Raw genomic sequence first — 11,148 nt, forward strand, 5'->3', positions numbered from 1 at the left:
TACAAGCAGCTAGCGGAATCTAAACCATTGTAAAATTACGCTCCTATCATTAATCTTATTGAACTAAACAATATGTAGTTGCTCGGGTGGATACGTTTCAATAATGTTTTTGTGAAGACTTCGAGGAACGGGGGAACGTGTTGTAAACGAGCACCAGAGTGGCGTGTGAGAGACATTTTCGCAGCGTTCGCGATTATGTTTGAATAGAACTTTTGGCTATACACTTTGTGCAGCTGGGACTTCGTAAAGCAGTAGATCTTTCAATATTAATTTTGTTAAGACTTCGAGTAGTGAGTTTTAATATCGAACCTGATATGTATTGTATATTGAACCAAAATGTTTGTAATTGTATTAAGATTTTTCCACGCTTCATTAAAGAAAAAGTGACAAACAAATTCTAAAGAACCCACAAAATATTATTATTATTATAATAGAATAATACATACATTTGAAAATAAATTTATGTATTATACTATGGAAAAAAATCCTTTTTCTCTTTTCGACTTTCTTGGATATTTTATACCGGGGGCCTTTGCAATATTTTTAGTTTGTTTTTTACAAAATAACGAAGGAATCTTGTTTTATCTCAAATTAGAAAATATTAAAACTTTGAATAATACTATTTCAATACCCTACATAACATTTTTCATTATATTATCATATATTTTAGGTCATGTTCTAAGCTTTCTTTCTACTTTGACTATTGAAAATTTCACAGTGTGGATGTTTGGATATCCCTCTAAAAATCTATTAGGTATTCCTAAAGTAGTAAAGTACTTTGAAAAAAAGAAAAAGAATAACACGTTCAATTGGGGTTTAACTTTATTATCTTTTCTTCTCAGATTTTTATTATTTATATTTTTAATTCCTATTTCAATTTCAAGTGTGTCGATAGGCAACATTTTAAACTTAAACAATTCTGTTTATAAGAAAGAATTAGGAGAACCTTACGAAAGATTTATTAAAGCAAAAATAGAAGATATTTTCAAGAAACATGATATTTATTATCGAATGGATTTTATCAATGATGATTATAATAAATTATTAATTCATCACAGTTATAATATTAACATACCTCATCAATCTAAACTTATGAATTATGTGGCGCTTTATGGATTTTTAAGAGTTATTAGCTTTATTTTTAATTTGTTAAGTGTTTTTTTAATTCTAAAATTATTATTTTTAAAAGAAATTAATCTAAAAATAGAATTAATTATCATGTTGATTTCATTTTTTCTGACTTATATCACTTATTTAGGATATTTAAAATTCTACCGTAGATACAGCCAAGAAAATTTAATGATTTTACTTTTATAATTTTAAACCATTTTGTTTTCTTGGATGAATTAAGCATTAAATTACTTTAAGTGTTTTAATAGTTTTTTTAAGCCCTATTATAGCTAGTAAATTATTTGACTCAAATATTTTGCGTGATTTTTATAAAGATTTGTGGTACTATCTAGGGTTGCTTTTCTTTTTAGTTACTGCTCTACTGTTGAGTAATAAGCCACTTTGCAGATGCTTTATTACGTTTGGAAAGTAGATATGTACTTATTGTTGTAAACGGGCACCAGAATGGTGCAAATCCGAGCGGTCGGTCGGCTAACAAACCGATCAATAATTAACATATACGAGCGTTCGGTTATTATTAATAAACTACCATTTCATTTCTCATTCTATATAACAAATCTGCAAGATTTCTGTCATTCTTTAAAAGTACTGCATCATTAATTTTTTTATCAACCAAAAGTATTAGGTAGTCTTTTAAATGGATGAAGTCTTTTGTTGATATTAATAATGCATTTGATACAGTATCAACAATGGTTTTCTTGAAATCCTCTATAGTTTGTACCGAAATGCCTTCCAGAGATAACTTCTTGTCATTTTCTATTTCTTCAATTGATGTTGGTAAAGCACCAAAACCTATAGATTTGATTATTTTTGACATCCTAAATGAACTTTTAATTAAACTTGCAGAGTCGCAAGCAAGCAAGAACAGATATTGTTCTTGAAAAATACTCATTTCATTTAGTCTGATAAAAGGTTTTTTAGTAAAAGAATCAGGACTTTCTCCTCCATATAGTTGATTTGACTGACCATGACCAAAGAACAAAATAATTGAATTTTTATCAAAATTTGAGATATTTTCGAACGAAGTCCTGTAAGACTCTTCATTAGGATGTATTTCGGTCAAATTGTACTCGATTCCTTTTGAACTTAATTTTTCAATTATCTCAAATAAAAATTTGGTGGAGGGATCAATTGAAATGATTATTTGTATCACTCTTCTGATAAGCTATTTAGTTCTATTAAATGAGCCACTGTTAGTTCAACAAGACTATTCTGGAACTCAATCCCATTTGGCAAATCTTTGTCAATTTCGTGAGCTATCTCAGAAAGCGTCATCCCCTTAAATTTCGGATATGTACTTTTGAAAGTTTTATCTCCAAACTTTTCTAAATAATTTATTATGTGCTCTTTGAAATAATAACTTTTTTGAGGAGCAATAAGAATTTGAGAAATCTCATCAGGGATTCTAGCTCTATCTATAAAATCATCAATCTTTAATTTTATAAGCTTTTTTACTTGTTCTGGAGTACTGAAAATCTTAGCAACTTTATCTTGCTCTGCTGAATACAAACAAAACTTGGCTCTTCTAATTTTATGTTTTTTCGACACACTTTCATTTTTAATCCATTTTAATAACTCAAAACCATCTAAATTTTCATCTTTAAAATCATAATCCGAGGCAACGATATCAAAGTTTTGATTTAGATAATTGTCTGTAATAAAAGATTGTATTTTAGCTTTGTCAAGTATGGTTTTTCCGTTTTCAGGGTTTTTCATCATAAATGCATCGTTAAGATGTATAAATGTTTCATTAAGATCATAGCCTTGACGCTTTAATTTAGTTCTTAAGTTTTCGATTTGTGAATCTATCTTATTGTCATCAATATAAAGGAGTCTTTTTACGCTCATATTGTATTAAATTTTATTTCAAATGTTGCGCCTGATAGCTTTGTTCCATTTCCAACAAACTCAATATCACAATTCATTTCATTCAATAAATTTTTTGTATAGTAGAGTCCAATACCAGAACCACTTAAACCAGTCGGAGGAGTGTCTTTGACTGAAAGTTCAAATATTTTGTCGGAATTGTCAAGATATCTTTGAGACAAACCATTTCCATTATCTGAAATAAAAACGGATAGCTTTTTATCAGAATTCTGTTCAAACTCAAAATGAATCTTGTCTGCTCCCCATTTAACGGCATTACTTATTAAATTATCAAGAATTATAGACATATTTAGAACACTCAAACTTTTAGTGAGTCTGGAATTATTTCTTGAAAATGTGAATTTGAGTTTTTCTGAAAAGGTTTCTCCATAAAGAGTAACATATTCTTCAATATATGTAACTATGTCAATTTCTCTCTTTTCAATATCTTCTTTTAAATCTGCTCTAGTAGCAAACTCTGCCATTTTCAAGGACCTTTCTGCACAAATTTTCAAAAACCCTAATTTTTTTATTAAATCTTGAACATTATAATCATCTTCTGTAAGGTCATCAATTATATTTTCAATACCATCTCTAACCTCAATATTGTTGATTTTTATGGTGTGAATTAAACCGTCTGCATCGGGACTTAATGTTCTTCTTGTAGCTAAGAGATAAAGATTTTTTTCCTTTTCAGTGGTTAAATCCTCTTCTACTTTACTTGCCTTTTCCTTATATGTAATTGCAGATTTTTCTGCAGAATCTTTTTGACGTTTTAATTCTTCAAGTTGATTTTGAAGCTCCTGAATGAGTTTAGTCTGTTTCTCAATTGTTTCTTTGTAATTCTGTAATTCCAAAATAGCTTTTGATGTGGCTTCATTAGTGGTATATTTCGAGAATTCTTTCAATTGCTTTTCAAGGTCTGCATTTTCTAGAGCCTTTTTTTGAAGTATCTTATTTAGTGTATTGGAATCTATTTTTTTATTACTGAAATCCTCAATTAGCTGGTTAAACTCTCTCTCTGTAACTTCTCTCTCTTCATCTATTTTTTGAGTTATGAGGTTTTCATTTATGTACAATTCAATTACCTCACTCGCTTTTGCAGAAATAATATTATGTATAGTTGAATACACTCTTTTTTGTTTGGTTATAGTATCTTCATAATATTCTAAATCTTCCTCCTTTGTTTCCCCACTAACGATTTTTTTGTGAATCTTTAGAAGATCTTCATCCTCGTGAGCTCTATCCCAATTTAAGCCTTCAACTACATATCGCTCTAATCTTCTAAATGCCTTATAGAAAAAACTATTATTATTGTCTGATTGTGTTAGAGTTTTAAAGCTATCATTTTTTACAATCCCTTCACGACTTGAAACTATTTGAAAGTCATTTTCCTCATCTAATATTTCAATTTGTCCTACTAATTCTCTTAAACCAATATATCTACTATGTCCTTGCGCTTTTCTTTGATCTATCCCTAACCAATCATTTCCAAATTCTCCATATGGGGGGACTCTAAATCCATTAATGAATAGAAAAATTGAACCATAATCAACCGATCTTATTCCTGTTTGTTTTGTGAAAAATGATTTTGCATAGGGACTTAAGTAATATATTGTAGCTTTGGAATTTGTAATGCTTGGATAAAATGGGTTCTTCTCTCTAATCCAGAAAATTGTTTCACCTTTATCTTTTAACTCAGTATAAAGTTCATTCCCATTATTTGTAATTTTGGTTTCAATACTGGTAGTTTTAAAATCTAAATGCTCAAAAATTCTATTCTCAACTTTACCAATAAATTTTGAATTACCATCAAGTGAATTATTCTCATTAATAAATTCAGGGGAGTCTATAAAAACCCCAAAATCATTACTTTCAAATGCTTGATTTGGGTTTATAAGTTTTTCAAGATATTTTTTTAAATCAACAAATTTGTTTGCGTCCCAATTTTTAATATTTCCATTTTTATCTAAAATAGAATAAGCCCAGGTACTTCTCAATTTTATTATTTCAAGTAAAACTCCGTGTTCGAATCTTATAAAACCTAAATCTTGAAATTCTTTAGGTGTTAATGTTTCATACTTTAGTGGGATGGACTGTATTTCTTTGTTTTCATCCTCAATTTCAAATTTCTTCCAATCAATCGATAGTTTGAAATATTTATCATCATTGGCTGTTTTGGAATAAAGATTTAGATATTCACCGAGACGGTCACAAGAAAACCTGCCAACGCCTTTAGCACCCGCCATTCTTCTCTTGTGCTGTGTTTTATTAGACTTCTTTTCAGAGTAGGCAATGTTTAACCACTTGTCCCTTATATCCGTTATATCCATTCCAATACCATCATCTTGTATAATTAATCTAGATGTGAAATCTGAAAAAGTCTCAACTTTTTTATCATCATTTTGCTTAAGGTTAAAGTATTTTATTTTAACTTGTTTAGCATCAGCATCAAAGGAGTTTTTTACTAATTCTAAAATCGCTATATTGTCATCATTGATAAGATCTTTACCAATAATGCTTTTTAACTGAACATTAGTTTTAAAATGTAAATCGTTTTGCTTAGCCATTATGAAATTAATTTTTTTAAAATTATTCCGGCTTGTTCTCCAAATAAAGGAGGAATTGCATTTCCAATTTGTGAATATCTAGGAACTTCTTGAATTCTTCTTTTACCGCCAGTTGTATATTTACCTTTAAATTGGTATGTGTCAGGAAAAGACTGAATACGTGCATATTCCCTAACAGTCATTATTCTTGGTTCACAATAATGAATATAATCGTCTGGTAACGTCGTAATGGTTGGAGTAGGTTTACTTGCTTCAAGAATTTTTGTACTACTTTTTTTTAATTGAAAACGCGCTCTAAACATTGAACTAGTTAAGTTTTCGTCTAAAGCTATTTTAAATCTATTTTTTACGACATCTGTATGTTTAGCAAAGCGGTGACTATCAACTTTGCTTTCATTTTTCGTGTATTTCCTAACGTATTTTTGATATTCTGAGGCTATTTCTCCATAAACTCCTGCTTTGAAATTTGGTGTTTCGGATTCTATTTGACCGTTGGACTGAAGTAAATCTGATATAGCATTTTCTAATGTCGGATTTACAACAAGTTTTTTATTTATTAGAAACTTTTCTTTGTTATTCTTAATTTCTTCGAAGAAAGTATCTTTATTTATTTTTGGATTTTCATTAAGAAAGTCGTTTTGAATTCCTACTAAGATGAATCGAGTTCTTTTTTGTGGGATTCCAAATTTTGAAAAATCAATTAATTGACCTTTTACAGAATATCCCAAACTCTCTAGTTTTTCTAAAACATAAGTAGAATATGCCGTACCTTTTGTATCATTATTTTTAAAACCCAATGTAAACCCTTTTACATTTTCAAAAAATAATAATTTAGGTTTTACTAATTCAATGAACTTTATGTATGAATTAATTAAATCATTTCTTGAATCATTTTCTATTCTTCTTCCAGCCATTGAAAATCCTTGACACGGCGGACCACCGGCAACTAAATCTATTTTACCTCTTAATGAAATTAAATTTTCAGAATGATTTTGAAGAATTTCATTGATGTCGTGGTGTTTTTGTTCCAACCAAGTTGGCCAATCGAAATGTTTTTTCTTTTTTATTAAATTATACTCTAGGGTTTTAAAAGCATCTTCACTTTTTTCTATAGCAAAAGCACCTTTCCAACCAGCATTATGTAATCCTAGAGATAAACCTCCACAGCCCGAAAATAAATCGATATAGGTTTTTTTATCACTCATTCTTTTTAAAGATTCCATTGAAGTAAATTAGTTTCTTACAAAATTTTATTGACAAATATAGCTTTTAAACTTTACGTTATAATTTGTACATATAAAAAATATTTTAATTTATTGTTCATGTTGATGGAATTTAAAAATTGTTTAATCTAATTTTGATATAAAAAAAGATACCACTCAGCATCTTTCTCTAGATAAAAAAAAACATTTTACCATTTCAATTTTTCATAGTCAAAGTCGTCATCACTAAGTTCAAGTTCTGAAATGTCACACTTTAGCTTTTTTGCTTCAGTTTCCAAAAACTTAAGATAGTCCTTATATTCTTCTGTGCAATAAACACCTTTTTTCAACAAGTCAGGCAGTTTTCTAAAAGTTCGTTTTCCACCACCTAAAATTAAAAAATCAAGATTTATCCTTCTCATACATTGATATATATGGTCATTACCACCATAAAGTCCTTCTTCTATAAAACCAATTAGATTCTTCGCACCAATTTCATCATAATTATTCATTGCTTTCTCCAGCCAAAATTCAATTAACAAAATTTGTGAAATGTCGAATTTGTTAGTTTCACTATATCTCATATTGAACTTTAATGCGGTCAATGAAAATAGAAAATGAACCCAAGATATTTGAACCCCATAATAAGTTTGTTCATCAAATGAAAAATGACTTTTGTTTCTTTTTAATCGATTTCCGTCTTTCGCTTTCCTTATTTCATAAGAAAATCCACTAATTAAAGCGTCTCTATTGGCAAACCCTTTTTTGTTGAATTTATTTTCGTCATTCCAAAACTTACCTATGACCCCATAAAAGTTATTTAAATCGTCATATGTTCCCCATATTTCTATTCCTAAACCTCTTTTTGTAGCTATTATGTATATCATTTTGAATTTTGTCTTTTAAAATTGCCATCCCCCCAGTTTGTCTAATAATCTCCATGTGGTCGCAATTTTGTAAATTAGAAAGTAAATATATTAGATTTAATCTACAATTAACTACCCTGATTCCGTTCAACCGGAGTTTCATTGTTCGTGCTACGCACGCAACGAAACTCTAACTGTTACCTGCAGTTATTTTTCCAAGTTGAATTTGTCATTATATAGAGATTTTCCAAGGTCAGATTCCCAAAATTTCGGGTTTTTCTTTATTTCTTGTTCAATTTTATCTTGTTGAGCTTGATTTGGTAATGGATACTTTTCAATTTCTTTGATTCGGTTACTTATAAATGAGATAATTGGGGCGTAATCTAAACTTTGTGGTATTTCAAAAGTTCCTTTTTTTGGATGAATTTCTAGGTCATATAATTCGTCACTGTAATCAGGGCTTTTTATTACGCTCCAAAATACAAATCTGTTAAACTTTCCATACATAATTACGAAAGTATGATTTTGGTTATCGACTATTGTTCCATCTAATGCTCTTGTAATATAAAAATCTACACCTTTTAAATCTGTTGTATTAGATTTTACTCTGTCAGTAAGGAATAAATTTACGTTATGATATTTGTTTGGAATTTTTCCGTTTTTCAAGAAGTCTTTCCATTCAATTTCAACTTTTTTCAATTCCTCAAAATACCATTGGTCTTTTAAGTTTCCATCTTTTTTCATTTCTGTTACTAAAATTCTCCAAAGAAATGAAATAGCAAAATAGTATAGATTTCCATCATAATCTAATTCTAATTTTCCATCTAAATATGGCACAAAAATATTTTCGGCAAACCACTTTTCTCTAAGTGAAAATTCTTGTTCCGCTTCAAAACTCAAAAGATGAAGTTTAAGACCATCTTGTTCTCTTCTATTAGGTTCAACTACTCTTCGCAAATAAGTAGAACCTGTTTTTTTCGTATGTTTAATAACAAATTTAGGAAAGATATGACTTTCCATTAATTCTGTTTCAGTATCGTATAAAGCACATATTCCTTTCAAGGTCAGATTTTTTTTATAATTGCAGGCAACGTCCCCGCCGCTTGGCGATGGGGCAAAGTTCAAATCCGAGATTTCCTCAATAAAACAAAATGTCTTATGAAAATAAATATGATGATACCTCATAATTTGCCCTATTGCCAAACGGGTGTTGAACTAAACCTACGGTAGTGTTTTGCCTGAAAATGTTAGTCCTTTGTAAATATATATAAAATCAATTAAGATGACAAAAAAAAGAAGATGAAGTAGTTGTACCAACTACTATCATCGATCGAGCTATCGCAGAAGTTCCCAATTTCGCAAATTTATTTCATCGTTTTAAGCGAACCATGTCCGTTTTAGGCAGAAGTGAGAGTACTTGTAGAAACTATGGTCAGCATATTGCGGCTATGGCATTGCATTTTGGCAAAATCCCTACGGAGCTTGATGTAGAACAAGTACAAGAATACTTGTTTATGCTTCAAAAACGTTCCAAAACACCTTCGCAAACCTACTTTAAACATTGTGTTTATGGACTTCGGTTTTTGCTAAAATCCGAGGGCTTGCCTTATGAATACCTGCATTTACCTTCAATAAAACACGAGAAAAAGCTCCCAACAGTTCTCAGTAAAGAGGAAGTTTGGCGGTTACTCAATAATTGTCAACTACTCAAACATAAAATCTTAATCGGACTCTTGTATGGCTGTGGATTGCGTTGTATGGAAGTGCGAAGTGTACGATTACAAGATCTAGATTTTGATCGGGAACAACTCAAAGTGGTGCAAGGCAAAGGCAAAAAAGACCGTTATGTGCCGCTCTCCAAACATTTGATCCGCGGACTAAAAACCTACATCGAAGCCGAAAAACCAAAAGTCTATCTTTTCAACGGACAACCCCAAGGCAGAGCAGGAGGAGATTTTGATAGTCGTTATTCCCAGCGTGGCGTGCAATGGGCAGTGAAACAAGCCTGCAAGGCTGCAGGTATTAAGAAAGATGTTTGTGTGCATACGCTCAGGCATACTTTCGCCACGCACTTGCTCGAGGACGGACTCGATATTATTAGCCTAAAAAACCTTTTGGGACACGAGCAAATCGAGACTACGATGGAGTATTTGCATATTGCACAACTCGATACGATAAAAGCGTTTAGTCCGCTAGATACTTTGTTTGCTAAATGCAGCCGCAAATAGCTAGTAGTGCCGCAAGTCAAAGAGAAGTAGCTCATGTATTAGAAAGATTGGGTAGTAAAGTAGAGAATTTAGGACTCAACACTTGGCAATTACGAACTTTATCAGCCGTGCGAAGGTGCCGAACGGCGGCTTTGGGAGGTCATATTGATGCGTGTGACAACTGCGGCAAAATCAGCATTAGTTACAACTCTTGTCGCAACCGTCATTGTCCTAAATGTCAGGGCAAAAATCGGGAAGATTGGATACAAGCTCGACAAAGCGAACTCTTGCCTGTACCTTATTTTACTCAATTTTTTATTGTTTTTTTAAAGGTTTTCGTGATACCGCTTCGCTAAATTCACGTTGTATTTACCTTGCCCGATAGCATCAATAGTCTAGCAATAAAGGATGCAAGATTGGTTTAAGATTTACTTTTTGAGTCGGCATGGGAAACGCTTAAAACTTTTGGCAAATCCAAAGAAATCCAAACTGGAATGATTGCCGTTCTACACACTTGGGGGCAAAATTTATCGCTGCATCCACACTTGCATTGTATTGTGCCTGGCGGCGGCGTGGACAAAAATAACAAGTGGCAAAACATACGAGGCGATGGTAAATTTTTGTTTCCAGTCAAGGCGTTGTCTAAAGTTTTCAGGGCAAAATAGTGCGAGAAACTAAAAGAGAGAAGTCCTGACAATTACACTAAAGTCAAGAAACAATTGTGGGAGAAACAGTGGGTAGTGTTTGCTAAAAAGCCTTTTGGGAGTCCGAAATCAGTAATTGAATATTTGGGTAGATATACCCATAAAATAGCCATTAGCAACAACCGCATTCAAAGCATCGACAATCAAAACGTAACTTTTACCTACAAAGATTACCGTCAAAACGGGTTCAAGAAACAAATGACGCTCACGCACGCGGAATTTATCCGAAGGTTTGCGATGCATATTTTGCCCAAACGTTTTGTAAAAATACGCCATTATGGCTTTTTGAGTAGCACTTGGAAAAGGGGAAAATTAAAGGTTTTACAAGAAAAGCTACAAGTAAAAGTATTAGAAAAAGTAGAGAAGAAGCCTTTTCTCCCCAAATGCCCTTGTTGCAAAACAGGCAATTTGCATAGAATAGCGGTTTTTGACCAGCGTGGTCCGCCTGCTTGGTATCTTGGCGATAGCCACAGCTCAAGTCCCTGTGAAAGTTAGCTTTATGGGTAAGTGGATAAACCAGTTGATGATGTGCCACTCTTTCCAGTAAAAAAGAGGTACGGATTCCGGTTGAAGATATGCCACTTTTTAAACTTAAATTAGGA

Annotated in this window: 8 protein-coding genes and 1 pseudogene; 3 read left to right on the plus strand and 6 right to left on the minus strand. The window is 31.6% G+C overall.

Features of this window, described 5'->3' with window-relative positions; all coding sequences use genetic code 11:
- Positions 1-474: 474 nt before the first annotated feature.
- Positions 475-1,317: a hypothetical protein gene (locus tag IWX83_RS16570; RefSeq protein ID WP_196831277.1), complete on the plus strand. Its 843-nt coding sequence runs from the start codon at positions 475-477 to the stop codon at positions 1,315-1,317.
- 331 nt (positions 1,318-1,648) lie between these two features.
- Here the strand turns inward: IWX83_RS16570 and IWX83_RS16575 are convergent, their stop codons facing one another.
- The 6 genes from IWX83_RS16575 to IWX83_RS16600 all read right to left on the minus strand — a co-directional run bounded on the left by IWX83_RS16575 (position 1,649) and on the right by IWX83_RS16600 (position 8,820).
- Complete coding sequence (locus IWX83_RS16575; RefSeq protein WP_196831278.1) at positions 1,649-2,284, minus strand: hypothetical protein; 636 nt, start codon at positions 2,282-2,284, stop codon at positions 1,649-1,651.
- A complete protein-coding gene (locus tag IWX83_RS16580) occupies positions 2,281-2,979 on the minus strand; it encodes a hypothetical protein (protein ID WP_196831279.1) in 699 nt (232 codons plus the stop codon). Before IWX83_RS16580 ends, IWX83_RS16575 begins: the two co-directional genes overlap by 4 nt.
- Positions 2,976-5,567 (minus strand): ATP-binding protein, encoded by a 2,592-nt coding sequence (locus tag IWX83_RS16585; RefSeq protein WP_196831280.1) that lies wholly within the window; start codon positions 5,565-5,567, stop codon positions 2,976-2,978. The genes IWX83_RS16580 and IWX83_RS16585 overlap by 4 nt, the downstream gene beginning before the upstream one ends.
- The gene (locus tag IWX83_RS16590; RefSeq protein WP_196831281.1) at positions 5,567-6,772 is read right to left on the minus strand and encodes a DNA cytosine methyltransferase; all 1,206 of its coding nucleotides are present in this window, start codon (positions 6,770-6,772) and stop codon (positions 5,567-5,569) included. The genes IWX83_RS16585 and IWX83_RS16590 overlap by 1 nt, the downstream gene beginning before the upstream one ends.
- A gap of 206 nt (positions 6,773-6,978) precedes the next feature.
- Positions 6,979-7,656 carry a hypothetical protein gene (locus IWX83_RS16595; RefSeq protein WP_196831282.1) on the minus strand — a complete coding sequence of 226 codons (678 nt, stop codon included), beginning with the start codon at positions 7,654-7,656 and terminating at the stop codon, positions 6,979-6,981.
- A gap of 186 nt (positions 7,657-7,842) precedes the next feature.
- Positions 7,843-8,820 (minus strand): hypothetical protein, encoded by a 978-nt coding sequence (locus tag IWX83_RS16600; RefSeq protein ID WP_231380077.1) that lies wholly within the window; start codon positions 8,818-8,820, stop codon positions 7,843-7,845.
- A gap of 152 nt (positions 8,821-8,972) precedes the next feature.
- On the opposite strand from IWX83_RS16600, the gene IWX83_RS16605 reads away from it, so the two are divergent.
- Both IWX83_RS16605 and IWX83_RS16610 read left to right on the plus strand, forming a co-directional pair.
- Positions 8,973-9,863 (plus strand): tyrosine-type recombinase/integrase, encoded by an 891-nt coding sequence (locus IWX83_RS16605; protein WP_370568446.1) that lies wholly within the window; start codon positions 8,973-8,975, stop codon positions 9,861-9,863.
- A pseudogene (locus IWX83_RS16610) lies at positions 9,848-11,041 on the plus strand (IS91 family transposase). Before IWX83_RS16605 ends, IWX83_RS16610 begins: the two are co-directional and overlap by 16 nt.
- The last annotated feature ends 107 nt before the right edge of the window (positions 11,042-11,148 follow it).

The organism is Flavobacterium sp. CG_9.1 (genome assembly GCF_015751645.1).
Classification (GTDB): domain Bacteria; phylum Bacteroidota; class Bacteroidia; order Flavobacteriales; family Flavobacteriaceae; genus Flavobacterium; species Flavobacterium xanthum.